At 68.1% G+C, this 26039-nt stretch carries 24 protein-coding genes; 13 read left to right on the top strand and 11 right to left on the bottom strand.

All coding sequences use genetic code 11. The features are described from left to right. The first annotated feature begins 79 nt into the window (after window positions 1-79). Window positions 80-1477: an AarF/ABC1/UbiB kinase family protein gene (locus tag AB0H61_RS15620; protein WP_357304244.1), complete on the top strand. Its 1398-nt coding sequence runs from the start codon at window positions 80-82 to the stop codon at window positions 1475-1477. Between the two features lie 15 nt (window positions 1478-1492). Here the strand turns inward: AB0H61_RS15620 and AB0H61_RS15615 are convergent, their stop codons facing one another. Then, window positions 1493-2974, bottom strand: coding sequence for an FAD-dependent oxidoreductase (locus AB0H61_RS15615; RefSeq protein ID WP_357304242.1), 1482 nt, complete (start codon window positions 2972-2974; stop codon window positions 1493-1495). Window positions 2975-3147: 173 nt separating this feature from the next. On the opposite strand from AB0H61_RS15615, the gene AB0H61_RS15610 reads away from it, so the two are divergent. The 3 genes from AB0H61_RS15610 (at window position 3148) to AB0H61_RS15600 (ending at window position 7157) form a co-directional block, all read left to right on the top strand. Continuing rightward, the gene (locus AB0H61_RS15610) at window positions 3148-4707 is read left to right on the top strand and encodes an alkaline phosphatase D family protein (protein ID WP_357304239.1); all 1560 of its coding nucleotides are present in this window, start codon (window positions 3148-3150) and stop codon (window positions 4705-4707) included. Between the two features lie 201 nt (window positions 4708-4908). Continuing rightward, window positions 4909-6186 (top strand): FAD-binding oxidoreductase, encoded by a 1278-nt coding sequence (locus tag AB0H61_RS15605; protein ID WP_357304236.1) that lies wholly within the window; start codon window positions 4909-4911, stop codon window positions 6184-6186. A 137-nt stretch (window positions 6187-6323) separates the two neighbouring features. Then, window positions 6324-7157 carry an SDR family NAD(P)-dependent oxidoreductase gene (locus AB0H61_RS15600; protein WP_357304234.1) on the top strand — a complete coding sequence of 278 codons (834 nt, stop codon included), beginning with the start codon at window positions 6324-6326 and terminating at the stop codon, window positions 7155-7157. Between the two features lie 57 nt (window positions 7158-7214). On the opposite strand, the gene AB0H61_RS15595 is transcribed toward AB0H61_RS15600, so the two are convergent. Together AB0H61_RS15595 and AB0H61_RS15590 are read right to left on the bottom strand one after the other, a co-directional pair. Beyond that, entirely contained in the window at window positions 7215-7631 is a 417-nt protein-coding gene (locus AB0H61_RS15595) for a cytochrome c oxidase subunit 4 (protein ID WP_357304231.1), read from the bottom strand. Between the two features lie 14 nt (window positions 7632-7645). Beyond that, entirely contained in the window at window positions 7646-8626 is a 981-nt protein-coding gene (locus AB0H61_RS15590) for a cytochrome C oxidase subunit II (protein ID WP_357304229.1), read from the bottom strand. Between the two features lie 647 nt (window positions 8627-9273). Here AB0H61_RS15590 and asnB point away from each other — a divergent pair. After that, window positions 9274-11217, top strand: a complete 1944-nt coding sequence (gene asnB, locus AB0H61_RS15585) for an asparagine synthase (glutamine-hydrolyzing) (protein WP_357304226.1) — start codon at window positions 9274-9276, stop codon at window positions 11215-11217. A 120-nt stretch (window positions 11218-11337) separates the two neighbouring features. On the opposite strand, the gene AB0H61_RS15580 is transcribed toward asnB, so the two are convergent. Both AB0H61_RS15580 and AB0H61_RS15575 read right to left on the bottom strand, forming a co-directional pair. After that, complete coding sequence (locus AB0H61_RS15580; RefSeq protein ID WP_357304224.1) at window positions 11338-12306, bottom strand: carbohydrate kinase family protein; 969 nt, start codon at window positions 12304-12306, stop codon at window positions 11338-11340. 84 nt (window positions 12307-12390) lie between these two features. After that, window positions 12391-12741, bottom strand: a complete 351-nt coding sequence (locus tag AB0H61_RS15575) for an iron-sulfur cluster assembly accessory protein (protein ID WP_357304222.1) — start codon at window positions 12739-12741, stop codon at window positions 12391-12393. Between the two features lie 254 nt (window positions 12742-12995). Here AB0H61_RS15575 and AB0H61_RS15570 point away from each other — a divergent pair, with 254 nt between their 5' ends. Next, on the top strand, window positions 12996-13664 hold the full coding sequence (locus tag AB0H61_RS15570) for a DUF3043 domain-containing protein (protein WP_357304220.1): 669 nt from the start codon (window positions 12996-12998) through the stop codon (window positions 13662-13664). A 65-nt stretch (window positions 13665-13729) separates the two neighbouring features. Here AB0H61_RS15570 and AB0H61_RS15565 read toward each other — a convergent pair whose 3' ends face one another. Beyond that, a complete protein-coding gene (locus AB0H61_RS15565; protein ID WP_357304217.1) occupies window positions 13730-13891 on the bottom strand; it encodes a hypothetical protein in 162 nt (53 codons plus the stop codon). Window positions 13892-13977: 86 nt separating this feature from the next. Here AB0H61_RS15565 and AB0H61_RS15560 point away from each other — a divergent pair, with 86 nt between their 5' ends. After that, window positions 13978-14952 (top strand): helix-turn-helix domain-containing protein, encoded by a 975-nt coding sequence (locus AB0H61_RS15560; protein ID WP_357304215.1) that lies wholly within the window; start codon window positions 13978-13980, stop codon window positions 14950-14952. A gap of 66 nt (window positions 14953-15018) precedes the next feature. Continuing rightward, on the top strand, window positions 15019-15570 hold the full coding sequence (locus AB0H61_RS15555; RefSeq protein WP_357304212.1) for a bifunctional adenosylcobinamide kinase/adenosylcobinamide-phosphate guanylyltransferase: 552 nt from the start codon (window positions 15019-15021) through the stop codon (window positions 15568-15570). 239 nt (window positions 15571-15809) lie between these two features. Here AB0H61_RS15555 and AB0H61_RS15550 read toward each other — a convergent pair whose 3' ends face one another. Continuing rightward, on the bottom strand, window positions 15810-16400 hold the full coding sequence (locus tag AB0H61_RS15550) for a carboxymuconolactone decarboxylase family protein (RefSeq protein ID WP_357304210.1): 591 nt from the start codon (window positions 16398-16400) through the stop codon (window positions 15810-15812). 249 nt (window positions 16401-16649) lie between these two features. Here AB0H61_RS15550 and AB0H61_RS15545 point away from each other — a divergent pair, with 249 nt between their 5' ends. From AB0H61_RS15545 to AB0H61_RS15530, 4 genes are all read left to right on the top strand, one after another. After that, a complete protein-coding gene (locus AB0H61_RS15545) occupies window positions 16650-17528 on the top strand; it encodes a sigma-70 family RNA polymerase sigma factor (RefSeq protein WP_357304208.1) in 879 nt (292 codons plus the stop codon). A 123-nt stretch (window positions 17529-17651) separates the two neighbouring features. Further along, entirely contained in the window at window positions 17652-18767 is a 1116-nt protein-coding gene (gene cobT, locus AB0H61_RS15540; RefSeq protein ID WP_357304205.1) for a nicotinate-nucleotide--dimethylbenzimidazole phosphoribosyltransferase, read from the top strand. Then, window positions 18764-19513 carry an adenosylcobinamide-GDP ribazoletransferase gene (locus AB0H61_RS15535; protein WP_357304202.1) on the top strand — a complete coding sequence of 250 codons (750 nt, stop codon included), beginning with the start codon at window positions 18764-18766 and terminating at the stop codon, window positions 19511-19513. Before cobT ends, AB0H61_RS15535 begins: the two co-directional genes overlap by 4 nt. A 409-nt stretch (window positions 19514-19922) precedes the next feature. Continuing rightward, complete coding sequence (locus AB0H61_RS15530; RefSeq protein WP_357304199.1) at window positions 19923-20636, top strand: MBL fold metallo-hydrolase; 714 nt, start codon at window positions 19923-19925, stop codon at window positions 20634-20636. A gap of 53 nt (window positions 20637-20689) precedes the next feature. On the opposite strand, the gene AB0H61_RS15525 is transcribed toward AB0H61_RS15530, so the two are convergent. The 4 genes from AB0H61_RS15525 to AB0H61_RS15510 form a co-directional block, all read right to left on the bottom strand. Further along, window positions 20690-22039 (bottom strand): PQQ-binding-like beta-propeller repeat protein, encoded by a 1350-nt coding sequence (locus AB0H61_RS15525; RefSeq protein ID WP_357304197.1) that lies wholly within the window; start codon window positions 22037-22039, stop codon window positions 20690-20692. Window positions 22040-22111: 72 nt separating this feature from the next. Further along, window positions 22112-23212 (bottom strand): branched-chain amino acid aminotransferase, encoded by a 1101-nt coding sequence (locus tag AB0H61_RS15520; protein ID WP_357304194.1) that lies wholly within the window; start codon window positions 23210-23212, stop codon window positions 22112-22114. 133 nt (window positions 23213-23345) lie between these two features. Further along, window positions 23346-24446 carry a glycine cleavage system aminomethyltransferase GcvT gene (gene gcvT / locus AB0H61_RS15515; protein WP_357304191.1) on the bottom strand — a complete coding sequence of 367 codons (1101 nt, stop codon included), beginning with the start codon at window positions 24444-24446 and terminating at the stop codon, window positions 23346-23348. 73 nt (window positions 24447-24519) lie between these two features. Further along, window positions 24520-25140 (bottom strand): GNAT family N-acetyltransferase, encoded by a 621-nt coding sequence (locus AB0H61_RS15510; protein WP_357304189.1) that lies wholly within the window; start codon window positions 25138-25140, stop codon window positions 24520-24522. Between the two features lie 85 nt (window positions 25141-25225). Between AB0H61_RS15510 and AB0H61_RS15505 the strand changes: the two genes are divergently transcribed. Next, window positions 25226-26035: a TetR/AcrR family transcriptional regulator gene (locus AB0H61_RS15505; protein WP_357304187.1), complete on the top strand. Its 810-nt coding sequence runs from the start codon at window positions 25226-25228 to the stop codon at window positions 26033-26035. The last annotated feature ends 4 nt before the right edge of the window (window positions 26036-26039 follow it).

Here is a 26039-nt window from a genome sequence, read left to right as displayed (position 1 = left end):
GTAGCCTTACTCGGGGCACAACGCTGGACAGGGGCACAAATAGGGGTGTTCTCGCATCGGTGTGCGAGGTGAGGTGAGCATGGTCCGCCGCGACACCGGTGGTCGAATCTTTCCATTGACGCGGCGGACGCCGGTCGAGCGCGCCGGGAATCCTCCGACCGGACAGGTCCGCCGGGGCGCCAAGCTGGCGGCGGTGCCGGTCGCCTACGCGGGCAGGCGGGTGGCGGGTGCGGGCAAGCGCGTCCTCGGTCGCTCGGCGGCCGAGGTGGATCGGCAGATCCGGGCCCGGACCGCACAGCATGTATTCGAGGTGCTCGGCGAAATGAAGGGCTGCGTGGCCAAACTCGGCCAGATGCTCGCGGTGTACGAGTTCGCCCTCCCCGCCGATGTGGCCATCCCGTATCGGGAGGCGCTGTGCAAACTCCAGGATTCGGCGCCCGCGATGCTGCCTGGCACGGTGCACGCCGTACTCGCGGCCCAGCTCGGCGACGACTGGCGCGCACTGTTCCGGGACTTCGACGACCGGCGGCCCGCCGCGGCCTCGGTGGGTCAAGTGCACCGCGCGGTCTGGCACGACGGCAGGCCGGTGGCGGTGAAGGTGATGTATCCCGGTGCTCGCCAAGCCATCAACGATGATCTACAGGCCTTGCGCCGCATCGGGCCGCTGTTCAGCGCGCTGCTCCCCGGGGCCGACGCCAGGTCGGTGATCGAGGCGCTGTGCACCTACATCGGCGAGGAACTCGACTACGGGCTGGAGGCGGCCAATCAGCGCGCCTTCGCCACGGCCTATGCGGACGATCCGGATTTCGTGGTGCCCGGTGTCGTCGCGCAGTACCGGGATGTGCTGATCACCGAATGGCTCGACGGCGTCTCGCTGTCGCGCATCATCGCGCGCGGCGCCCCGTTCGAACGCGATCGTGTCGGCCTGCTGATCCTGCGGTTCCTCCTGTCCAGCCCGACTCGCGCCGGACTGCTCTACGGAGATCCACACCCCGGCAATTTCCGGGTCATGCCGGACGGGCGGCTCGGCGTGGTCGATTTCGGGGCGTGCGCGCCATGGCCGCCCGGATATCTGGAGATGGTCAAGGATTTCGCGCCCGCCCTGCTGTCGTGCGCACCCGATGAACTCGAGGCCGCGATCCGCCGCAACCGGTACGTCGAACCGGGCAGACCCCTCGATAGCGATACCGTCGCCGCGCAGCTCATCCCGCTGCGCGACGCGGTGCTCGCCCCGACCATCGACCTCGATCCGGACTGGTTGCGAACACAGCTCGCCGCCGTCACCGACCTGCGGCTGACCAATGTGATCCGGCAGCTGGCCATGCCATCGGAGCACACACCGGTGGCCCGCACGGCCGTCGCCGGACTCGGCGTACTCGGCCAGCTCCAGGCCGAATTGCCGCTGCGCAGCGAGTTCGAGCAGTGGTTTCCCGAGGTGGTCGGTGTCCTCGACGTCGACCGTATCCGGCAGGCCTGAGGAAGCAGGCGGCGCTCAAGCGGCCAGCACCTCACGGGCGGCGCGTTCGCCGCTGCGGATGGCGCCGTCCATGTAGCCGGTCCAGAAGTCGGCGGTTTCGGTTCCCGCCCAGTGGATTCCGCCGACCGGCTGACGGAGGGCGGGACCGAAACGCGTGAGGACGCCGGGACGGGTGGTTGCGGTCGGGCCGCCCCAGGACCACGGATCGTTGTCCCATTTCTTGAAGCCGTAGTCGATGGCGCGGGTGCGGGCCTCGGGACCGAAGTACCGGACGAAGCTGTCCAGGCATTGCTCGACGAATTCCGCATCGGGGCGATTGTCGAGCACGGCCATGGCGTCGGCGGAGATGAAGCCCATCAGCACGTGGTGGCCCTGGCCGTAGCTCTCGTAGGTGACATCGATCGGGACGCCGTCGCCGACCACCTGCCCGGTCAGCCCGGCATCACGCCAGAAGGCCTGATCGTAGACGGCCAGGAACTTGGCGATGCGGCCCATCGTGTGGCCGCGGCACACCTCGATCCGCTCGGCCGGCAGTCCGGGCCGGTAGTCGATCCGATCGCTGATGGCGGGCGACATGGCGACGATCACCTTGCTCGCGGTGAATGTGCCACGGTCCGAGGCGACTTCGAGCCGTCCGCCGGGCCCCTCGACGATGGCGCGCACGCCCGCGCTGTACACCATGCTGTCGCCCATCTCCGCGGCCATGCGCAGCGGCACGAGCGCCGCGCCGCCGTCGAAGAAGCGTTCCTGTGCGCCGCCGTCCACGCCGAGCAGGCGCGAAAAGGAACCCGGATTCCGCTCATTCCCCGCCGCGGCGAAGTAGTTCATCATGTACAGCGCGGAAAGTTCGTGCGGGCGTATCGACAGCGGCGCCGATTCGGCCAGTGCGAGGAAGAGCTTGCCCTCATAGGTGTGCGCGTGCGCATCGATCCAGTCCTGCCAGGTGATCGAATCCAGGTGGGCGGCATGGGGATGACGCCAGGGCTCGCCGACCGGGAATCCGAGTGCGGTGGTATCGATTTCCGCCATGGCGAGCGCGGCCTCGGCGGTGCCGGGCAGCACCGGCAGCGGCACCGCCGCCGGAACCCGGTGCGCGACACCCTGAATCCAGAACAGCGACTCGCCCTGGTTGTAGGTCGGCAGGGTGGCGACACCGTATTCGGTGGCCAGGGCGGCGATCCGGTCCTGGGTCGGGCCGAGGAATTCGGCGCCGCCGTCGACGGTCACCCCACCCCGGGTCCGCACATTGTGTACCCGCCCGCCCGCTCGTTCGCGGGCCTCCAGCACCAGGACCCGTCGTCCGGCCGCCCGCAGCGTCTTGGCCGACGCGAGCCCGGACATGCCACCGCCGACGACGATCACATCGGCATCGGCCGAGGCCGCGGGCGCACGCCGGATCGGCGCCGCCGCCGCGATACCCGCCGCGGTGACGGCCGTTCCGGCGGCCGCGGCCGCCACAGCGCCGCGCAACAGCGTCCTGCGATCGATCTCGGTCATGTGCATCCTCTCAGCATCAGCGACAATCCGATCTCATATTGGTCACTTGTCCAGTTGTGGCCATTTCCCGCGCGTTAAGAGTGCGAAAATCCGTACCGGGCCTCGGCCCGAGTTGTCCGACTCGACCGCGGCAGTTCACACTGCGTTGACATGGCTCCGACATCGTGACCCCCATGGCACCCAGCGATTCGGATTTCGGCATGTCGCGGCGCACCCTGTTACGTACCTCAGCCCTCGGCCTGGTCACCGCACCGGCGCTGGCCGCGTGCTCCTCGAACGATAGCCCCGCCCTGGTGCGGCAGCGTCCGAAACTCACCCACGGCGTCGCGGTCGGCGACCCGCGCACCGACGGCGCGCTGATCTGGGCCCGCTCCGACCAGCCCGCCACACTCATCGTGGAGACCGCCGCCACCGAATCCTTCACCGACGCCAAGCGTTTCACCGGGCCGCTGCTCACCCCGGCCGCCGACGGCACCGGGCGAATCCGGGTAGCCGGGCTGCCCGCGGGTCAGCTGGTGCACTACCGGGTCACCCTGGAGGGCGAGGACGGCGCCACCTCCGAACCGCTGACCGGCGTCTTCCGAACCGCCCCGACCATGCCCGGCGATATCAAGTTGCACTGGTCCGGCGATGTCGCGGGCCAGGGATACGGCAGCAATCCGGATCTCGGCGGTATGAAGATCTTCGCCACCATGGCCGCCCGCGACCCACATCTGTTCCTGCATTCCGGCGACGCGATCTACGCCGATGTCCCGCTACAGGAATCGGTGACACTGCCGGACGGGCGCATCTGGCGCAATGTCGTCACCGAGGCCAAGAGCGCGGTGGCGCAGACCCTCGACCAGTTTCGCGGTCAGTACGCCTACAACCTCACCGACCAGAACTATCGCCGCTTCAATTCCACGGTGGCCCAGCTGGTCCAGTGGGACGACCACGAAACCGTCAACAATTGGTACCCCGGCGGCACCGTCGCCGCGGATAAGGGCTATACCGAGCGGAGTATGGACACCCTGGCCACCCGCGCCTGGCAGGCTTTCCACGAATGGATGCCGCTGGATCCGAGGGAGGCCGTCGACGGCAGGCTCTACCGCAAGATCTCCTACGGTCCACTCCTGGATGTCTTCGTACTCGATATGCGCACCTACAAGGACGCCAACGGCGCCAACACCGCTCCCGACGGCCGGATTTTCGGTCCGGCACAGACGAAATGGCTGATCGAGGGCCTGCGGGATTCGAAGGCCACCTGGAAGATCGTGGCCAACGATTTGCCGCTGGGGCTGGTGGTGCCGGACGGCAAGACCGCCTTCGAGGGTCCGGCCAACAGCAATCCCGGCGCCCCGTCGGGCCGGGAAACCGAGATCGCCCAGGTACTTTCGGCCATCAAGGCGAATCGGGTGGGCGGTGTCGTATGGCTCACCGCCGATGTGCACTACACCGCGGCCCACCACTACACCCCGGAGAAGGCCGCCTTCACCGATTTCGACGAATTCTGGGAGTTCGTATCGGGCCCGCTCAACGCGGGCGCCTTCGGCCCCAATACGCTCGACCCCACCTTCGGCCCGGAGGCGGTCTTCGTGCACGCCCCGCCCGCGCCGAACACCTCGCCATTGGACGGCGCCTTCCAGCATTTCGGGGAGGTACTGATCGACGGCGGATCCCGGGAGCTGACGGTGAATCTGTGCGATGCGGCGGGCACCGTCCTCTTCACCCAACGCCTCGCGCCGAGCCGCTAGGCCGAGTTCATAGAAGGACACCGCCACCGGAGCCGATCGGAGACAGTGATGAACGAATACTCGAGACGGGCCGGCGCGGCCGGTGACGGCGGTCCGACCGCCTCCGCATAGTCGCAGGTCGGAGCGGGTGCGCGCGAAGTGATGCAAGCCCCCCTGACTTCGGGTGCGCATCGAGGGCCCGGCTGTGGTTAGCTTCGTGCCATGAGCACGCCGCACACTGTCTCCGCCGAAGAATTTCTACCTCGTGACACCGCGGATGTCGTTCGCACCGTGCGTGATTCACGGGGGCGCACGGAACGGCTGACCGTGCGCGGCGGCGAACTCCTCGACGACGGCCTCGCACTACCGGATCAACGCACCGTGGTGTCGCTACGGCGGATGAATTCAGTGCTGGATATCAATCTGGGCCGTCGCACGGTGCGCGTGCAGGCGGGTGCCAAGCTCTCCGATATCGACCGCCGCCTCGGCGCGCACGGACTCGGACTGCCGATCGTCGGCGACCACCGCGATATCACCGCGGGCGGTTTCGCATCGGTGGGCGGCGTCAGCAGCGCCTCGCACCGATACGGCTTGTTCACCGATCGGATCGTCGATCTGGAGTACGTCGATCCGGACGGGCGCATCGGCACCTGCGGACGTCACCACCACACCGAGCGATTCCACCGGATCCTCGGCGCGGGCGGGCGCTCGGGCATCATCACCGCGCTAACCCTGGACGCGATCGATATCGACAAGGACCACACCTGGCTCACCACCGACGCCGACCGGTTCCTGGATTTCGATTCGTTCGTCGAGCATGCGCACGCCGAGATCCTGCGGCCGGGCAATGCCGCACTCCAGGTGGGCCGCTGGGTCGATACCGCACCACTGAAGGTCTCCCGACCGGTCGGTACCGGGCACGTGCAGCTGGGCACCGTGCGGTTCGGGCAGTGGTCCAGCCTCTACCCCACCACACCGACGCGTTCGCTGCGTGCGCGCCGCGAGGTCGGCACCCGCACCCGGAAGTCACTGGGCGCCATCGCCTCCGCCGCGGGCGGACGCGCGGGTATGCCGGTGCGCAACGCGGCGGCGGGCGCTCTGATGTTCGCACCGAAGGTGCTGACGCTGCGCGACGCGGAGTACCTGGCCGACACCGTGATCAGCTCGTCCGAGCGCGGACCCGCCTACCGGGTCGGGATTTTCGCGCCGCTGTCGAGCTACACCTCGGTCTTCTACCGGCTGCACGACCTGTTCTCCGGGCACCGCGAGCGGACCGGATGCTTCACGGTCATCTCCGCGATGACCTACGGCGTGCGCTCGGCCTACCTACGGGCCGAGGCCGAGGCGCGCAACCTGCCCACCGAGGACCACGGGCTGATCACCTTCACCTGCCGGTTGCGCCCGTCGGCGCTGCCGTCGGAGCTGTTGCGCGACATCGTCGCCGGAATAGATGACATCTGCGCGTCCGAACACGCCCTGCGGTACGACTCGGCCGATTAGACTGTGCCGAACCGCAAATAGTCGCTGGACGGTAGCTCCACCTGACGAGCTGCCCTCCGGCGCTAGCGGCTTCGGCACTGTCGGCGGGGTGTCGATGCGTTTGATCAGCGTTCATCGACTGTGAGGTTGCTGTTCCAATGCTCGAATTCCGCCCTGCGCCCGTCCGTTTCACCGACCGCATCCGTCGCCCCGGCCGCGGCGAGCGGTGTCCCGCCGATTCCCTGGCGGGTTTGTGCATTCTGGTCACCGATGCGTGCTCCGATATCGGCCGTGCCACCGCCACCCGGCTGGCCATGCACGGCGCCCGGCTGGTGCTGGTCGCGCGGCGCTCCGACCAGCTCATCGGGGTCTGTCAGGAGATCACCGCGACCGGTGGCCTGGCACGCTGGCACCGCTGCGATATCTCCGCCCTCGGCGATATCGATCAGCTGGTCGATTGGGTGCGCGGCGAATTCGGCACCGTCGATGTGCTGATCAACAATGCCGGCCGCCCACAGCGCAGGCCGGTGACCCAGTCGTTGGACCGCTTCCGCGACTATCAGCGCACCATGGCCACCAACTATTTCGGTCCCTTGCGGCTCACCCTCGGACTGCTACCGGCCATGCTGCAATCGGGCTCCGGGCAGGTCATCAATGTCGGCCCGTGGAGCATGAACGCCGCGGCCGCACCGTATTTCGCCTCCTACGCCAGCTCCCAGGCGGCGTGGACCACCTTCGGCCAGTGCGCCGACGCGGAACTGGCGCCGCACGGCATCCAGGTGACCGCGGTGCAGTATCCGGTGATCGGCATCGAGTCCGAGGACGACGCCGCCGATTTCGCACTCACCTCCGCGCAGGCGGCCCGCACTATCGAGGCCACCATCCGCAGCCGTCAGGACCGGCCGGAGCCCCGTCTCACCCGAGCCCTGCGCGGCATCGCGGGCGTGGCCCCGCGCTCCACCAACCGCTTCTTACACGCCTTCGGCATCTGAGTACGAAAAACGAAGCGCCCCACCGGATACTCCGGTGGGGCGCTCGATGAGTCGGGCTCAGTGCTTCTCGGGGCCGAGGTAGTACTCGAACACCAGGCCAGCGGCGGCGGCGAGGATGCAGACCACGCCGATGCCGATCAGCCAGAACTGGAAGAAGGCCAGGCCCAGCGCGGCGATGGAGCCCGAGGCCGCGAGCAGGATGGGCCAGAAGCTACCGGGCGAGAAGAAGCCCAGATCGCCCGCGCCGTCCACGATCTCGGCGTCCTCGTAATCCTCGGGACGCAGGTCGAGACGCCGCGCAACGAAGCGGAAGTACGTGCCGACAATCAGCGACAGGCCCGCCGACAGCACGATGGCCGTGGTGCCCGCCCACTCGACGCCGGTGCGCGACTGGGCGGTGAAGAAGCCGTACACCACCGCCACGAGGACGAAGAACACCGTGAGCAGTTCGAAAATCCGCGCTTCGATCTTCATATCGGATCAGTCCCTTACTTTGCCTCGGCCGCGGTCTTGGTCGTGCGATCGGTGTTGAACGGCCGGGTCGAGGTGGCGACCGGGGACTCACCGATGGACTGGAGCGCCTCGGCGTTGGTCTTGCCCGCCTTACGCGCCTCGATGTACTTCGCGAAGTTCTGCGGCGAGACCGCGCGGACCTCGAAGTTCATCATGGAGTGGAAGGTGCCGCACATCTCGGCGCAACGGCCGACGAACGCGCCTTCCTTCTCGATCTTGGTGATCTGGAAGACGTTATCCGAGTGGTTTTCCTTCGGGTTCGGCATCACGTCACGCTTGAACAGGAATTCCGGCACCCAGAAGGCGTGGATCACGTCCGCTGCGGCGAGCTGGAACTCGATGACCTTGCCGGTCGGCAGCACCAGGACCGGAACCTCGGTCGACGAACCGACGGTCTCGATCTTGTCGTAGTGCAGATAGGACAGGATGTCGTTCTCCGGCTTACCGTGCACCGGGCCCGGCTGCGGGTGGCCGTCCTTGGTGCGCTCGGCGTACTCCTCGAGCTGCGCCTTGGCGGCATCCTCACGGACGGTGTCGATGCCGTCGAACTTGAAGCCTTCCTTGAAGTCGACATCGCGGTAGCCGAACTTCCAGTTCCACTGGAAGGCGGTCACGTCGATGGTGACGTCCGGGTCGGCCACCTTCTCGTGCACGTAGTTCTGCACGACGACGGTGAAGTAGAACAGCACCGCGATGATGACGAACGGGATCGCCGTGTAGGTCAGCTCCAGCGGCACGTTGTAGCCGGTCTGGCGGGGGAACTCCGGCGAGTCCTTCTTCTTGCGGTGGAAGGCCACGGTCCAGAAGGTCAGACCCCACACCAGCACGCCCATCACCAACGCGGCGATGACCGACCAGGTCCACAGTTCCCGCATCCGGGTGGCCTGCGGCGTGATACCCGAGGGCCAACCGAACCGCAGCCAAACATTGTCGATCGAGCAGCCCGAGACGAGCATCGCGGTGATCCCGAGGGACACCGCCAGCCCGGCCCGCCGAAGGACCCGGCCTCGGGGACGGAGAGCCGGCGAAGCCGGTGGGGTGGGTGAACCCTGCCGACCCCGGGCGGGTCGTGCCCCGATCTCTTCGCTCGCCTTGTGCGCCACGCTCACGCCTTCCTGGTCGCCACACATTCCGACATATGCGCCGTCGGGGGTGCGATCGCCCTGACGACACGTTCCAAGCACGTTTCAGGTCGTTCTTCGCGGGCAGCCGCTTTCGCGCACACGCCAGCTGAGAATGACCTGAGTACTACGCAGCGTAGACCAAACCGGTGCGCTCTTTGTCGTCGGGTCGCATTCGACACCCCGCCGGTCCCGGGCAGGTGTCGGCCATCGTCGATTCGGTGCGGCAAAAGCCCTGGACACGGGTCGGAATGGCCGTCGAAGCGGCAGGCCGGGCGGGTAAGGCCCTGCCGCGACGCACGAATTCGGCGCGTGCGGCATACTCGGACACAACATTTCGGCCGCTGTGCTCTACCCGACGGTCGGCCCCGGCACGTCCCGGAGCGACCGCTCGCGCCAGACACCGCGCACCGCCCCCTGAAGACATTTTGGACGCCCCGTGGCCGGGGTGCCCCGACCGGAGAGACGAGGTTGCCGACACCGTGTGCGGACTGCTCGGATTCCTGACAGCTGATGCGGCGACATCCGATGTGGTCGACCAGGTCTACGACGCCCTGCATTGCATGCGCCACCGCGGCCCGGACGAGCGCGGCACCTGGCACGACGACCACATGATCTTCGGCTTCAACCGGCTGTCGATCATCGATATCGAGCACTCACACCAGCCGCTGCGCTGGGGCCCGGCCGACAACCCGCAGCGCTACGCGCTGACCTTCAACGGGGAGATCTACAACTACCTGGAGCTGCGCGAGGAGCTCGCGAAGGCGCACGGCGCGGAGTTCCCGGACGGGAAGATGTTCGCCACGGAGGGGGACTCCGAGGCCATCGTCGCGGCCTTCCACTATTGGGGCGCCGACGCGGTCCAACGGCTGCGCGGCATGTTCGCCTTCGCGATCTGGGATACCGAGACCGAGGAACTGTTCCTGGCGCGCGACCCGTTCGGCATCAAGCCACTGTTCCTGGCCACCGGGCCCGGTGGAACCGCTTTCGCGAGCGAGAAGAAGAGCCTGCTCGACCTGCTGCCCGCGCTCGGCCTGTCGAATGACCTGGACCCACGCGCGCTGGAGCACTACACCGTGCTGCAGTACGTGCCGGAGCCGGAAACCCTCCACGCGGGAATCCGCCGCCTGGAATCGGGCACCTACGCGACCGTGCGGGAAGGCGCCGAACCGAAGCAGACCCGCTACTTCCGGCCGGACTTCCGGGTGCGCTCCTTCGCGGCGGGCGCCGAGGCCGCGCGCTACCGCGAGATCGCCGCCGCGCTCGAGGACTCCGTCGCCAAACATATGCGCGCCGATGTCACGGTCGGCTCGTTCCTCTCCGGCGGCATCGACTCCACCGCGGTCGCGGCGCTGGCCATGCGGCACAACCCGAAGCTGATCACCTTCACCACCGGATTCGAGCGTGCGGGCTACTCCGAGGTCGATGTGGCCGCGGAGAGTGCCGAGGCGATCGGCGCGCGGCATATCGTCAAGGTGGTCTCGCCCGCCGAATTCGCCGCCGCTATCCCCGAAATCGTCTGGTACCTGGACGATCCGGTGGCCGACCCGGCACTGGTGCCGCTGTACTTCGTGGCCAAGGAGGCGCGCAAGCACGTCAAGGTGGTGCTCTCCGGCGAGGGCGCGGACGAACTGTTCGGCGGGTACACCATCTACCGGGAGCCGTTGTCGCTCAGGCCCTTCGAGTACCTGCCGCGCGGGCTGCGGCGGCTCGCAGGCAAGCTCTCGGAGCGGATTCCGGACGGCACCCGCGGCAAGAGTCTGCTGCACCGCGGCTCGCTCACCCTGGAGGAGCGCTACTACGGCAACGCCCGCAGCTTCAGCGACGCCCAGCTGCGTTCGGTGCTGCGTGAGTTCCGGCCCGAGTGGACGCACCAGGACGTGACCGCGCCGATCTACGCGCAGTCCGCGGGATGGGATCCGGTGGCGCGCATGCAGCACCTGGACCTGTTCACCTGGCTGCGCGGCGACATTCTGGTCAAGGCCGACAAGATGACCATGGCCAACTCGCTCGAACTGCGGGTGCCGTTCCTGGACTCCGAGGTGCTGAAGGTCGCCCACGGCCTGCCCTACGACCAGAAGATCACCAAGGAGACCACCAAGTACGCGCTGCGCCAGGCGCTGGAGGGCATTGTGCCCCCGCACGTCCTGCATCGCGCCAAGCTCGGTTTCCCGGTTCCGCTGCGGCACTGGCTGCGCGGCACCGAACTCTTCGACTGGTCCCAGGCGCAGATCGCGGACTCGCAGACCGACCATCTGCTGGACAAGGCCGCGATCAAGACCATGCTCGACGACCACCGCGCGGGCCGTTCCGACCACAGCCGCCGCCTCTGGACGCTGCTGGTCTTCATGGTCTGGCACGGCATCTTCGTCGAGGACCGCATCAAGCCCGAGATTCAGGAGCCGGTCTACCCGGTCTCGCTGTAGCTCCCCGTTGTCCGGGCGGAGCCCCCTCGGCCTCGATGGCGGAGGGGGCATCCGGTCGATATTCGGGCCGGAACGCAGAACGCCCCCGGGCCGAAAGCCCGGGGGCGTCGCAGACTCGATTCAGAGCAGCGGCTTGATTTCGGCCGCCGCCTCGGGTCCGTAGGCCTGGGTCAAGCGCTCGAGGGCGTCATCCTTGTTGAGGGTCCACTCCTGGGTACCCATGGTCTCCAGCACCAGCACCGCGATGAGGGAACCGAGCTGCGCGGCGCGCTCCAGGCTCAGTCCCGCGGTATGACCGGTGAGGAAACCGGCGCGGAAGGCATCGCCGACACCCGTCGGTTCGACCTTCTCCTTTTCCGGGACCACGCCGACATGCACCTCGGTGCCGTCGCGGTCCACGATCCGCACGCCTTCCGCACCGAGGGTGGTGACCCGGATACCGACCTTCGCGGCGATCTCGGCCTCACTCAGCCCGGTCTTCTGTAGCAGCAGCGCCCACTCGTACTTGTTGGTGAAGAGGTAGGCGGCGTCGTCGATCAGCCGCACCGCCTGGTCACCGTCGAGGCGGGCCAGCTGCTGGGAGGGGTCGGCGGCGAACGGGATGCCCAGTTCGCGGCATTCCTCGGTGTGACGCAGCATCGCTTCGGGGTCGTTGGCGCCGACCAGCACCAGATCCAGCGAATTCGATTCGGCGAGGGCGGCGATCGAGATGTCGCGGGCTTCACTCATCGCACCCGGGTAGAACGAGGCGATCTGCGCCATATCGTCATCGGTCGTGCACACGAAACGCGCGGTGTGCGCCCGTTCGGAGATGAGGACCGTCGAGCAGTCCACGCCGTGCTTCTCCAGCCACGTGCGGTACTCGGTGAAGTCCGCACCCACGGCGCCGATCAGCAGTGGGGTGCGATTCAGGATTCCCATGGCGTAGGCGATATTTCCCCCCACCCCGCCGCGCCGGATCTGCAGATCATCGACGAGGAAGCTCAGTGAGACGTGGTCGAGCTGATCGGCCAGCAGTACGTCGGCGAACCGTCCGGGAAAACGCATGAGGTGGTCGGTCGCAATGGACGCGGACACGGCGATTGACACGAGGCTGAGCCCTTCAACGGAGTAGGCGGCACAAGATGAGGACCGGGACCTTGCGGTCCCTGTCCTCACCGTATCAATCCGAGGTCAGTTGAAGGAGTCGCCACAAGCACAGGAGCCCGTGGCGTTGGGGTTGTCGATCGTGAAGCCCTGCTTCTCGATGGTGTCGACGAAGTCGATCGAGGCGCCCTGGACATAGGGAGCGCTCATGCGATCCACCGCGAGGGTGACGCCGTCGAAGTCGACGGTCAGGTCGCCGTCGAGTGAACGGTCGTCGAAGAAGAGCTGGTAGCGCAGGCCGGCACAGCCGCCCGGCTGCACCGCGATGCGAAGCGCCAGATCGTCGCGACCTTCCTGATCGAGCAGCGCCTTCGCCTTGCTGGCGGCGGCATCGGTCAGGGTCACACCGTGGGTGGTCGTCTCGTTCTGCACAGTCATGAACTCTCCTAAGGACAGCTGTGGTCAACCCGTGAACAGCGCACGGCTCCGTGGTCCTCAACACCACTCAGCGGGCTGCTATTCCCTATCTTGCCACCACCGCGCCGGGACGTGACCACAACCTCCGCTCGAGGACGGGTTATCGGCGGGCGACGTGTCCGAACCGACCGAACGGCGCGCGCCTGAGACACACCACACGCCCCGTCCGCCGACCGCATTTCCCGGCGCGCGCCGCATCGAATAGCCTGGTCGCTGTGAAATTGTTCCGTCGCGGCGAGTCCAGCAGCACCGACGCGACCGCCGACACCACGGCGGACGCGAACGGTGGCGTGGCCACCGGTACTTCTCCCAGTTCCACCACGGCGACCCTCGGCAAGGGTCGTCCCACCCCGAAACGCCGTGACGCGCAAGGCAAGCGGCGCGGTCCGGTCGCACCCGCACCGCTCACCGCCAAAGAGGCCAGGGCCCGGCGCAAGGCCGTCCGCGGCACCAAGGAAGAACGCAAGGCGGCCTCCGCCGAGCGCAAACTCGCGGCCCAGGATCGGCGTGCCCGCATGCTCGCGGGCGAGGACAAATACCTGCTGCCCCGCGATCAGGGCCCGGTGCGCGCCTATGTGCGCGATGTGGTCGATGCCCGCCGCAACCTGGTCGGGCTGTTCATGCCGATGGCGCTGGTGCTGATCCTCTCGATGCTCGCACCGCGGCTGCAGACGATTGTGACCCTCGCCATGTTGGTCATGATGCTGTTCATGATGATCGAAGGCGTCCTGCTCGGCCGGATCGTCAACAACCGGGTTCGCGAGCGTTTCCCCGACAGCACCGATACCGGGTACAAGGTCGGCTGGTACGCGTTCGTCCGCGCCTCGCAGATCCGCAAGATGCGCGCACCGAAGCCGCGGGTCAAGCCCGGCGACGCGATCTGAAAATCCCCCTGGACAGCACAGGCCTCCCCGCCCGCGGGGAGGCCTGTGGCGTTCCGGCGCACGGATCAGTGATGGTTCGACGCACGGCCCAGGATCGCATTCAGTTCGGCCTGTAGGCGCTGGGCGTCGCGGTCGACGATATCGGCGGAACCGGCCAGAGCACGTCCGCGGGCGATCAGAACCCCGAAGGCCACGATGGCCGCCATGGTGAGAAGAAAAGTAGTCATGGCAGTAATTTTGCGCTCGTGAAATTACCGCCGAAAGTGGCGGTTCTGTCATTGTTCGCAAAGATTCAGCCAGGTACCCTTGGTGGATGCTGTCCAAGGTCGCCGTGGTGCTCTCCGAGCCCCTCGCCATGTTCGAATTCGGCGTCATCTGCGAGGTGTTCGGACTGGACCGCTCGGCCGACGGGCTACCCGCCTTCGACTTCCGGGTGTGCGGGACCGAACCCGGAAAACCGTTGCGCTCCACCACCCCCGGGGTCACCGTCACTCCCGACTACGGGTTGGACGCGCTCGCCGACGCGGACCTGATCGGGATCGCCGCCTTCCATGTCTCGGCCATGGACAATCCGGCCAGCCGACAGATCGTCGACGCGGTGCGGGCCGCCGCCGACTCCGGAGCGATCGTGCTCACCGTCTGTTCGGGCGCCTTCCTGGCCGGTGCGGCCGGACTGCTCGACGGACGCAAGTGCACCACCCACTGGAAATACGTCGACCAACTCGCCGCCCGCTTCCCGGACGCCACGGTCGACCCCGACGTCCTGTTCGTCGACGAAGGCAACCTGATCACCAGCGCGGGCACCGCCGCGGGCATCGACGCCTGTCTCCATCTGGTGCGTCGCGAGATCGGCAGCGCCGCCGCCAACGCCATCGCCCGCCGCATGGTGGTACCACCCCAGCGCGACGGCGGACAGCGGCAGTTCATCGAACGCCCGGTCGCCGCCTGCAGCTCCGAAAGCCTGAGCGACACCCTGCAATGGATGAGCGAGAACCTCGAACGGCAACACACCATCGACGACCTCGCCGCCCGCTCCATGATGTCCACCCGCACCTTCGCTCGCCGCTTCGCCGCCGAAACCGGCACCACACCGGTCAAATGGCTGACCAACCAGCGCGTGCTCTACGCCAAACAGCTGCTGGAGGACTCCGACCACGGACTCGAACACATCGCGGCCCGAGCGGGTTTCGGATCCGGCGCTCTCCTGCGCCACCACTTCCAGCGCCTGGTCGGCATCGCCCCGACGGAGTACCGCAGGCGATTCGGGTCGGCGGGCGACGCGGACTGAGGGTCGGAGGCAAGCGTGACAGGCGGGCGTCGAGGGCGGGGACGTGGCAGTTGATAGCGTGCTGTCGTGTCACATCCTGCCCCTGATCCCACCCGCCCGGCCCGCACACTCGTGCTCGGCGGGGCCCGGTCGGGGAAGTCCGCGTACGCGGAAGGGTTGGCAGACGCGTCGGGTCCGGTGCGTTACCTCGCCACCGCCATCCCCGATCCCACCGACCTCGACTTCGCCGAGCGCATCGCCCGGCATCGCGAACGCCGCCCGGCCAACTGGACGGTCGTCGAAAGCGCCGATCCGGCATCAGATCTCGCGGACCCGGTCCCCGGAGCGACACTGATCGACGATATCGGCACCTGGCTCACCGCCCGCATCGACGCCCGCGCCGCCTGGGAATCCCCCCGTGGCGCCATCACCCCCGACGCCGACGCCCTGGTCGCCGCCGTCACCACCTACCCCGGCCGACTGGTGATCGTCAGCCCGGAAGTCGGCATGGACGTCATCCCCGCCACCCGCTCGGGCCGCCTCTTCCGCGACGAAATCGGCACCCTCAACCAGCGCCTCGCCGCCGCCTGCGACGAAGCCTTCCTGATCGTCGCCGGACTGCCCGTCCGCCTCAAATAGCCGACAGCGACAGACCACCACGAGAACGTCCGACCGTCCCCGATCGAACCCGCGACCTCGACCAACGAGATCACAAGGCTTCGGCCGGACGGGCGTGCGGGACCGCCGAGGTCGTCGACCACCGAACACCCGGATCTCCGCCCGGCGATATCCACGCGAAGCCGCGCGTGAGGTTGTGCCATGCCGTTCCGTCCAGGCGACGGTGTGGCATATCCGGAGTCCCGGCGGCCTGTGCACCATCAACCCTGACCACGTGTGATCGGCACCGCACACACCATGCCCGCACTGAACCCCGCCGCGCCGACGTCGAGCGCTCGGTTGAACCTGCCCCGGTGGTTCTCCAACGCGATCGTGTGTGTGAGCTCCACGAGCTGGGTATCGTCGAAGTGCTCGCGCAGCTCGGCGAACAGCTCCGCGGGTACGTCGACCGGGGTGCGGCTGATGCCGACCGCGTAATCGAGCACCAGTTTCTCGACGTCGGTGAACAGCGGGCTCGACCGGTAGTCGGGCAACGCGAGCAACTCGTCGTCGCGCAGCCCCGAATGACGCGCGACCTGCGATCCGAGATCGATGCAGTACTCGCAGTTGGTGAGCGTCGCCGCCTTCAATTCGGCGAGATACATCAGCCGCTTGTCGACACGATGCAACCTGGCTGTCGCCATCTCCACCATGCCGTAGGCGAGCATCACGCCCGGGGCACGCGCGTAGATCTCCAGCGGCTCCGTCATCGCTTCGGACTTGTGCCCGGTCAGTCGCGTGAACAGGCGCCGGGTGAAGAAACCGGCGAGCTTGACCGCCAGTCCGCTCGATCGTCCCGAAATTCGTGTCATCGTGGGATCGCCTCTCGTCATATCCCCTGTGCTCGGTTCGTCATAGGTATGACGGATGGCAAGGAGGAAACCTGACACGGTTCGCATGAGATGCGGCGATCTTCTTCCACCCATTCGTAACCTGGTACCAGGAGCCGACGCTGCGACGCGCATTCGGCGCCACCTGGATGACCAGCACCGGCGCACCGTTCCGCGAGGGATCGCGCGGCCCGCGCCACGAGCGATGGACGGCGACGGAGGAGCGTGAGAGTGGACGAGCGCGACCGGCTCGCACTCCGATTCGAGGAGCACCGCGCGCGGCTGCGGGCAATGGCGTATCGGATGCTCGGGTCGCTCAGCGATGCCGACGACGCTGTTCAGGAAGCGTGGCTGCGGCTGAGCCGCTCGGACGCCGACGACGTCGAGAACCTTGCCGGTTGGCTGACGACGGTGGTCGGCCGGGTGTGCCTGGACATGCTGCGCGCACGCGCGTCGCGGCGCGAACAACCGTTCGGAGTGCATGTGCCCGACCCGATCGTGAGTCGCGCGGACCGGCCGGACCCCGAATATCAGGCGCTACTGGACGATTCGGTCGGTCTCGCGCTATTGGTCGTTCTGGACACGCTCGGCCCCGCCGAACGGGTCGCATTCGTCCTGCACGACATGTTCGTGGTGCCCTTCGCCGAGATCGCGCCGGTCGTCGGACGTTCCGCGGACTCGGCGGCCCAACTCGCCAGCCGCGCGCGCCGCCGGGTGCAGGACTCACCGGCCCCCGACGCCGACATCAATCGCCAGCGAGAGGTGTTGGACGCATTCATGTCGGCGGCCCGCGGTGGCGATTTCGACGCGCTCGTCGCGGCCCTCGATCCGGAGGTCGTGCTGCGCGCAGACCGAGGTGCGCACGGCGGATCGCGGAAGCTCCGCGGTAGCCGTGCCGTCGCCGAACAGGCTCTCGCCTTCTCGGCATCGATGGCGCCGTTCGCGTGCCCGGTGCTGGTCAACGGTGCGGTGGGGCTTGTCGCCATACCCGGTGACGAGCCGTTCTCGGTCATGGGGTTCACCGTCACGGGCGGACGGATCGTGGCGATCGACATTCTCGCCGACCCTGATCGCCTCCGCTGCCTCGACCTGACGTCCCTTCACGAGTGACCTCGCTTGCCCGGGATGCCGATGTCCGGTACGGGTCTGGGTTTCGGCGGGCTCGAGCGGCAGGTGGGTGTGCGGGAGCGAATCGGTGACGGGCAAGATTGGGCGGCGGAAGAATGTGCGGCGATGGCTTCGCGCCGCCCCGACCGGAGAGGCTCGACAGTGACACACGGATTCGGACCGGTTGCGCCCCCTGACGCGCAGATTCGCGCGGCGGCGGAACAGCGGCAGGCGCAGCTGACCAAACCCGCCGGGTCGCTGGGACGGCTGGAGGAACTCGGCAATTGGGTCGCGGCCTGCCAGGGGGTATGCCCGCCCAAGCAGTTCGAGCGGGCGCGGGTGGTGGTGTTCGCGGGCGATCACGGCGTGGCCAGGCATGGGGTCTCGGCGTATCCGAGCGAGGTGACCGCGCAGATGGTCGCGAACTTCCTCGGCGGCGGCGCGGCGGTCAACGCACTGGCCCGCGCAGCGGATGCGACGGTGCGCGTCGTGGACATCGCGGTCGACGCCGATACCGATCCCGCCATCAGCACGCATAAGGTGCGCCGCGCCAGCGGAGCGATCGATCGCGAGGACGCGCTCACCGAGGACGAGATCGCCGCGGCGCTCGCGGCGGGCAAGAATATCGCCGATGAGGAGATCGACGCGGGCGCCGACCTGCTCATCGTCGGCGATATGGGCATCGGCAACACCACGCCCGCCACCGTGCTGATCGCGACGCTCACCGACACCGAACCAGTGCGCGCCGTCGGCCGCGGGACCGGCGTCGACGACGCGGGCTGGGCGCGCAAAGTCGCCGCCATCCGCGACGCGATGCGCCGCGCCCGCCCGGTCGCCAAGGATCCGGTCGAACTCCTGCGCGTGGCCGCGGGCGCCGACCTCGCCGCCATGACGGGTTTCCTCGCCCAGGCCGCCACTCGCCGCACCCCCGTCATCCTCGACGGTGTCATCGTCACCGCCGCCGCCCTGGTCGCCGAGGATCTGGCGGCGGGCGCCAGCGCCTGGTGGCTGGCGGGCCACCGCTCCACCGAACCGGCCCACGCTCTCGCCCTCGGACAGCTGCGCCTCGATCCGCTGGTGGATCTGAGCCTGCGCCTCGGCGAGGGTTCCGGCGCCCTGACCGCCCTGCCGATCCTGCGCGCCGCCGTCACCGCCCTCGCCGACATGGCCACCTTCGCCGAGGCCGGCGTCAGCACCTCCGACGCCCCAGGCCCGACCTCCGGAATCAGCCTCCAGAAGTGATCGGGGTGCGGCTGGCGTTCTCGTGGTTGACCGTATTGCCGGTACGCGGCCCGGATGCGGTGGATCGCGACGTCGCGGGGCGGGCCATCGCGTTCGCACCGATTGTCGGGGCGGCGCTCGGGGCCGCGGCGGCCGCGCTGCTGTGGGGGCTCGTGTGGGGCGGGGCGAGCACATTGCTCGCCGGGCTGATCGTCGTGGCCGGGCTGGCGCTGATCACGCGCGGGATGCATCTCGACGGGCTGTCCGACACGATGGACGGACTCGGCAGCTACGGGCCGCCGGAGCGGGCGCGGCAGATCATGAAGAGCGGCGGGGCCGGGCCGTTCGGGGTCGCGGCCATCGTCTTCACCGTTGGGGTGCAAGCGTTTTCCTTCGCCGCGCTGGCCGGATCGCAGCGCTGGTTCGCGGTCGCGCTGGCGATCGCGACCGGCCGGGTCGTGGTGGTGCTCGCATGTCGGCGGGGCCTGGCGGCGGCGCCGGATACCGGTTTCGGCGCCCTCGTCGCCGGAACACAGTCGCCGTTGACCGGCGCGGCCTGGGCGCTGGCCGCGATGGCCGCCGCGGTCTTCGCCGTACCCGGCAGGCCGTGGCTCGGGCCCCTGGTGGTCCTGATCGCGATCGGTGTCGTCCTGGTCCTCATACGGCATACGGCCCGCCGATTCGGTGGACTCTCCGGCGATGCCCTCGGCGCTGCTCTCGAAATCACGGTCGCGGTCACCGCCGCGGGTTTCTCACTCAGCGCCTGAAGTCCAGCCGGAGGCGCCGGATGGGACCTCGGCACAAGGCCTGGCCCACACCGACCTGCGGTACCCATCGCCATCACCACCACCGTGCACAACGGCCCGCACTTCCGACGCTCGACACCATCCGGCAGTCGAAACCACCCGGCAATCGCGGACCGACCGGCAGGCTGTGTTCAGTCCGCACAGCCCATGCGGTGCGTGATGCGTCACATCTGCCCACGGACGGCAGTTGCCTCGTCGACGATTCCATCGCGCGATTCCACCCGCACCACCGCGGCGCGCGCACGGATTCGCGTTCAACGCTGAGGAATTCGGGATATCCGCCGGTTCTGAACGTTTGACCGACTCCGGCAGCGGAGCGTTTGCGGCACCGAGATGCTGACCGTCTGGGTCAGGACCTAAGGTGGGCGATATGTCTTCCGAGCGCCTCTATTTTCGCCAGCTGCTGTCCGGGCGTGACTACGCCGTCGGTGATCCCATTGCGACGCAGATGCGAAATTTCGCGTACTTGATCGGTGATCGGGAGACGGGCGAGTGCGTCGTCGTCGATCCGGCGTACGCGGCGGGTGATCTGGTTGATATCGCCGAGGGTGACGGTCTGCGGCTGACCGGCGTGCTCGCCACCCACCACCATCCGGACCACGTCGGCGGCACCATGCTCGGATTCACCCTGCGCGGCGTCCGTGAACTGCTCGAAAAGGCCAGTGTCCCCGTACATGTCAACGCCCAGGAGCTCGGCTGGGTCGCCAATGTCACCGGGATCGCGCCCAGCGAATTGACCGGTCACGAGCACGGCGACAAGGTCTCCGTCGGCGCCTTCGATATCGAATTGCTGCACACCCCCGGCCACACCCCCGGCAGCCAGTGCTTCCTCTTCGACAACCGCCTCATCGCGGGCGACACCCTCTTCGTCGAGGGCTGCGGCCGCACCGACTTCCCCGGCGGCGACTCCGACGAGATGTTCCGTAGCCTGCGCCATCTAGCGGACTTACCGGGCGACCCCGTCGTATATCCGGGCCACTGGTACTCCCAGGAACCCAGCGCGACCCTGTCCACCATCAAGGACACGAACTACGTCATGCGCCCCCAAACCCTCGAGCAATGGCACATGCTCATGCCCGGCTGAGCCGAGCCGGTTCGCCCGCGACCGACCGCCGGACCTTCCGGAAGACCGTCGGCTCAGGTGTGGAATTCCAGGCCGTCGTCGCCGACAACGGCCACCCAGTCGGTGCCCGCACCGCCCAGAACGCCTTGGTGACGGGCGATTTCGCGGCCGGTCTCCCGGTCATAGACGATCGTGACGTTCGCAATGTGACCCGGTCCGTTCGGGACCCGACCACCGACCACGACCCGGTCACCGATGAGAAAGGTGTTCCGCTGCACGGGGTATCCCTCGAATCCCGGATCCGCTACCGACCACTTCTTCGCACCGGTCGCCATATCCAGCAGGGATAACGCACCCTGATCGGCGAATTCGCTCACGAGCATCGACCGGTCGTCGGCGTCGATGGGCGTACCCGGGTCCGCCGCCTCCCAGACCATCGCTCCGGTGGCGAGATCGAACAGTTGGGGCGCCCCAGCGGAGGTAAGCGCCGCGATACGCGACCCGTTGCCGACGATCTGGCGGTCGTACACGGGCCCGAGAGTCTCGCTGCACTTGTGGTTCTTGTACCGCCCACTGTGCACCGTCGCGGTCCAGCGTTGCGCACCATCTCGCGCACTGGTCGCCTCGATCGCCACCGCGCACTCGGAGCTTCCGCCCTCGGGGCTGTGGTCGGTGACGACGATCGACTCACCGACTCCGAGCTCGAACCACGCGTGATGCTCGGCCCGGCCGGGCAGCACGGCGCCCGTTGCCGCCTCCACCAACGCCCACGGCGCGGGCCCCGATGAGCTGGCATGCAGGTCTCGTACCACGATGGGAAGGAAATCCGGTTCGGCTGGAGCCTGCCGATGCCACAGGCCGATCGCCTCCCCGTTGACCTTGCCCGTGACGGGTGCGGGCCATGTCGGTCTGCCGTCGCGAATATCGTGGCGCGTGGTGCTGCACTGATCCGCGCGCTGCGAGGACCCCGTGCAATCCCAGGTGTAGATCGCGCCGTCGACTACGACGAATCCCGATGCGCTCCAGTGCCATTCGGTTCGGCCGGAGGCCGCGTCCACGACTTCGAACACCTTCGGGTCCGACGAGGCGGGAACCTCTTCACCGACGACGATCCGGCCGCCATCGACCCAGTACTCGGGTTCACCTTTCGGCTGCTTGCGATCTCGGTGCCACAGCTCCCGGCCGGACGCCCGATCCACCGCGACGATCCCGTCGGATCGGGCCGCGACCACCACGTTCCCGACTACGGAGACCGGCGACCCGGATCCCGAGATCGTCCAGGCGGCACCGCTGTTCGCCACCGTCGTGGTCGGCGCCGACGTTCGCGCCGCAGATGTCTGGTTGTCGACCGCCGCGGGCGCATTCGTGCACGCCGATATCAGCACGGTTCCGGCCAGAATTCCCACGGCAACGCGTCGACGCATGCGTCCTCCCCCGATGAATACCGCCGAGCCGTCGATTGCTCGGCGGCGCAAGGATAACCGATCGCGACCGGCTTACATCCCGCGCATCCACCCGTGGATATCGGCGAAGGTACCCCGCTGAATACCGGTCAACGTATCCCGCAGCGCCATGGTGACCTCGCCGGGTTCCCCACCGCCGATGGTGAATTCACCCTCGGCCGAGCGCACCCAGCCGACGGGGGTGATGACCGCGGCGGTACCGCAGGCGAAAACCTCGGTGATTTCCCCGGATTCGGCGCCCTTACGCCACTCCTCCACGGAAACCTTGCGCTCCTCCACCACATAGCCCGCGTCGGCGGCGAGGGTGAGCAGCGAATCGCGGGTAATGCCCGGCAGGAGCGAACCGGAGAGTTCCGGGGTCACCAGCCGTGCCTGCGAGCCGGAGCCGAAGACGAAGAACAGATTGTTGGTGCCCATCTCCTCGACGTAGCGACGTTCGCACGCATCCAGCCACACCACCTGGTCGCAGCCCTTTTCCGAGGCCTGCGCCTGAGCCAGCAGCGAGGCCGCGTAGTTGCCCGCGACCTTCGCCTCGCCGGTGCCGCCGGGGGCGGCACGCGCGTACTCGGTGGATAGCCACACCCGCACCGGCTTCACACCGCGCGGGAAGTAGGCGCCCGCCGGAGAACCGAGCAGCAGATATTTGTAGGCGGAGGCGGGCTTCACGCCCAGCCCGGCCTCGGTCGCGAACATGAACGGCCGCAGGTACAACGACTCCTCGCCGCCCGCCGCGGGCACCCAGTGCTCGTCGACCTCGAGCAGCTGGCGCACCGATTCGATGAACAGTTCCTCCGGCAGCTCCTGCATCGCCATCCGGGCGGCGGACCTGCGGAAGCGCGCCGCATTGGCGTCGATCCGGAAGCAGGAGATGCTGCCGTCGTTCTGCCGGTAGGCCTTCAGACCTTCGAAAATCGCCTGCCCGTAGTGGAAGACCATCGTCGCCGGGTCCAGTGCGAGCGGCCCGTACGGCTCGACGCGGGCGTTGCTCCAGCCCTCGGCCTCGGTGTAGTCGATCGACACCATGTGGTCGGTGAAGAAGCGACCGAACCCGGGCGCCGCCAGAATTTCCTGTACCCGCTGCGCCGGGACGGGCGCAGGATGAGGGATACGGGTGAACTGTGCGGCAACGGTCATGAGCCTGATCCTATCGGGCACCGATTTCCGGCGTTCTGCGTGTTGGCCACGAGTTGGTCCGAGCCGCCGCAACCGATGCCCGCGGCACCGGCCACGCCGCCACCCGGGAGGGTTTCACCGCGGGCCACCGCCGCTACGCCGTCCGCGCCTGCACGAACGGGGGCTTGATGACCTCGCAGCGCAGTCGACGCCCGCGCACATCGACCTCGACCTCGGTGCCGGGCGGCAGATCCGCGTTGGTGTCGAGCAGCGCGAGCGCGATGCCGATCTTGAGAGTCGGCGAGAAGGTGCCGGAGGTGGTCTCACCGACCGGTTCGCCGTCACGCAATACCGTCTGCCCCTGCCGCAGCACGCCTCGGTCGAGTGCCTTGAGCCCCATCAGGATTCGGCGCGGACCCGCCGACTTCTCCTGCTCCAGTGCGGCCTTGCCCCAGAACTCGGGCTTCTTCCAGCCGACCGCCCAGCCACAGCGCGCCTGCACCGGCGAAATCTCCAGCGACAGTTCGTGTCCGTGCAACGGGTAACCCATTTCGGTGCGCAGGGTGTCGCGCGCGCCGAGCCCGGCGGGCTGCCCGCCCGCCGCACGCACCTGCTCGACCAGAGCACGGAACAGCGGGGCGGCGTCATCCCAGCCCGGCAGGAGCTCGAAGCCGTGCTCACCGGTGTATCCGGTGCGACACACCCGCACCCGGCGGCCGTCCCATTCGGCGTCGGCATAGGCCATGTACTCGAGTTCGGTCGGCAGTCCGAGGGCCGTCAGCACCTCGGTCGACTTCGGCCCCTGCACCGCGAAGACCGCGTAGTCATGGTGCTCGTCGGTCACCGTGATGCCCTCCGGTGCGACCTTCCGCAACTCCGCGACCACGGCCGCGGTGTTGGCCGCATTGGGCACCAGGAAGATCTCCTCGTCGCTCACGTAGTAGGCGATGAGATCGTCGATCACGCCGCCATCGGGCGCGCAGCACAAGGTGTACTGCGCCTTCCCCGGCCGGATCCTGGTCAGATCATTGGTGAGCGCCGAGTTCACGAACTCCATCGCACCGGCGCCACGGACGGTCGCCTTGCCGAGGTGGCTCACGTCGAAGAGCCCGACCGCGGTGCGCACCGCCTGGTGTTCGGCCACCGTCCCCGCATACGACACCGGCATCTGCCACCCGCCGAACGGCGCGAAACTCGCCTTCAGCTCGACGTGAACATCATGGATCGGGCCTTGCAGCAGGTTCGTATCGGTCACGCAGCGAGCGTAACGGGTACGACGGGATGCGGTCCGTCACAACCCGCGCCCGCTCGACGCCCCGCGTGGGCCGTCAGCCGCGGAACCACATGGGGATCAGGGTGGGGCCGTCCTCCGGCAATGTGTGCGTCACGCCCTCGCGGGCGAACCCGTTGCGGGCGTAGAGCCGCGAGGATCGGTCGGTACTCGCCTCCAGATAGACCGGGACGGACGCCTGGGACGCCGCCTTCAGCCGGTCGGCCAGGATCGCACCACCCGCTCCCATCCCTCGGAATTCCGGGACCGTGACGATCAGTTGCAGGTAGCGGTGCGGGAATTCACGCGGATGGGTGGCGGCCAGCAGCGCGGTGACGGTCGCCAATCTGGCCAGCGAACGCCGCCCCGGCACCGCCTCGGACATGCCGCAGGCCTCCTCGGCCTCGATCTCGAAACGCCGCGCGGAGTGGACGTGCTGCCAGATCGAGACGGCCCTTATCCGCCCATCGGCTTCCGCGATCCACACCTCGTCGTCCTGTACGGACCGTTCGATCAGCCGCGGCGCGTGCTGGATGCGAAAGGCCTCGGCGAGCTCCGGGTCCTCGGCCATCACCCACGCCGAGACCACCTCGTCGGCGCTGCCTGCCGCGAAGGCCGTGGCGACGGCATCGATGTCGGTGGCCCCCGCCCGTCGGATCGTCAGCGTGCTTTCCATCATCGACCTCCCGATGTGAACGGTGTGGACCTCCGTCAATGTATGGAGTGCAGGAAGGCATTGCCAGAATTTCGTCACACTTATTGGTGTGTCGAAATCGCCGCCCTGCGCGATCTGCGGGCAGCCACTGGACCAACCCTCGCGCGGACGCAGACGCCGCTACTGCTCCCGGTCCTGTCGAGCGCGTGCGTACCGAGCCCGCCGCAGCGCGGTGACCTCCGCCCGCCGCCCGCCCCGACCGGCCAGGCTGACCGCCGTCGGCATCGCCCGCACCGCGGTGGAACTCGCCGACCGGGACGGCATAGATGGACTGTCCATGCGGCGGCTCGCGAGCGAACTCGGGGTCGCCACCGCCGCCCTCTACCGCCACTTCACGGATCGCGAAACCCTACTGGCCGCCATGACCGAACTCGTCCTCGCCAAAGGCCCGGTATCCGCCGCGACCGCGGACTGGCGTGCCACGCTGATCCACGAAACCCGGCAGGAGTGGCGTCTCTACCTGCGTCATCCCTGGCTGCTTCCGGTTCTGGCGCGCACCCGCCCGCCCATCGGCCCCGCACTGTTCGACCTGCTCGAACGTTCCTTCGCGGCGCTCGACGAGCTCGAACTGTCCCGCGACGACATTCTCGCCACCTACCTGACGCTGTCCGGCCTGGTACAGGGCCTGGCGCTACTGCGAAACTCGGAACGCGCCGATCGACTCGGCACCCAACCCGCGACCGGGGCCGTGCCCGCCGACCTCGCCGAACTGCTCGATCCGGCAACCCGCCCCGTCATGCACAAACTTTTCGCCGACGGGCACCCCGGGCCGGACCTGGACTTCGACAGCCTGCTCACGACCGGAATCGGACTGCTCCTCGACGGCGTCGCTCTGCGACATCCGAAGCAGACCGAATAGCCTG

It is taken from the genome of Nocardia sp. NPDC050710, assembly GCF_040654375.1.
In the GTDB taxonomy this organism is placed as follows: Bacteria; Actinomycetota; Actinomycetes; order Mycobacteriales; family Mycobacteriaceae; genus Nocardia.
The sequence above is the reverse complement of the archived record's forward strand: the minus strand, read 5'-3'. Positions and strand labels throughout refer to the sequence as shown.

Bases quoted from the DNA above. Each gene is read 5' to 3' on its own strand.
- AB0H61_RS15620 (WP_357304244.1), top strand. From the start codon at position 80: ATGGTCCGCCGCGACACCGGTGGTCGAATCTTTCCATTGACGCGGCGG.
- AB0H61_RS15565 (WP_357304217.1), bottom strand. From the start codon at position 13,891: ATGACTACTTTTCTTCTCACCATGGCGGCCATCGTGGCCTTCGGGGTT.
- AB0H61_RS15575 (WP_357304222.1), bottom strand. From the start codon at position 12,741: ATGACTGTGCAGAACGAGACGACCACCCACGGTGTGACCCTGACCGAT.
- AB0H61_RS15550 (WP_357304210.1), bottom strand. From the start codon at position 16,400: ATGACACGAATTTCGGGACGATCGAGCGGACTGGCGGTCAAGCTCGCC.
- AB0H61_RS15595 (WP_357304231.1), bottom strand. From the start codon at position 7,631: ATGAAGATCGAAGCGCGGATTTTCGAACTGCTCACGGTGTTCTTCGTC.
- AB0H61_RS15605 (WP_357304236.1), top strand. From the start codon at position 4,909: ATGAGCACGCCGCACACTGTCTCCGCCGAAGAATTTCTACCTCGTGAC.
- AB0H61_RS15520 (WP_357304194.1), bottom strand. From the start codon at position 23,212: ATGACCGTTGCCGCACAGTTCACCCGTATCCCTCATCCTGCGCCCGTC.
- AB0H61_RS15530 (WP_357304199.1), top strand. From the start codon at position 19,923: ATGTCTTCCGAGCGCCTCTATTTTCGCCAGCTGCTGTCCGGGCGTGAC.
- AB0H61_RS15600 (WP_357304234.1), top strand. From the start codon at position 6,324: ATGCTCGAATTCCGCCCTGCGCCCGTCCGTTTCACCGACCGCATCCGT.
- AB0H61_RS15615 (WP_357304242.1), bottom strand. From the start codon at position 2,974: ATGACCGAGATCGATCGCAGGACGCTGTTGCGCGGCGCTGTGGCGGCC.
- AB0H61_RS15590 (WP_357304229.1), bottom strand. From the start codon at position 8,626: ATGCTCGTCTCGGGCTGCTCGATCGACAATGTTTGGCTGCGGTTCGGT.
- AB0H61_RS15525 (WP_357304197.1), bottom strand. From the start codon at position 22,039: ATGCGTCGACGCGTTGCCGTGGGAATTCTGGCCGGAACCGTGCTGATA.
- cobT (WP_357304205.1), top strand. From the start codon at position 17,652: ATGGCTTCGCGCCGCCCCGACCGGAGAGGCTCGACAGTGACACACGGA.
- AB0H61_RS15510 (WP_357304189.1), bottom strand. From the start codon at position 25,140: ATGATGGAAAGCACGCTGACGATCCGACGGGCGGGGGCCACCGACATC.
- AB0H61_RS15560 (WP_357304215.1), top strand. From the start codon at position 13,978: ATGCTGTCCAAGGTCGCCGTGGTGCTCTCCGAGCCCCTCGCCATGTTC.
- AB0H61_RS15610 (WP_357304239.1), top strand. From the start codon at position 3,148: ATGGCACCCAGCGATTCGGATTTCGGCATGTCGCGGCGCACCCTGTTA.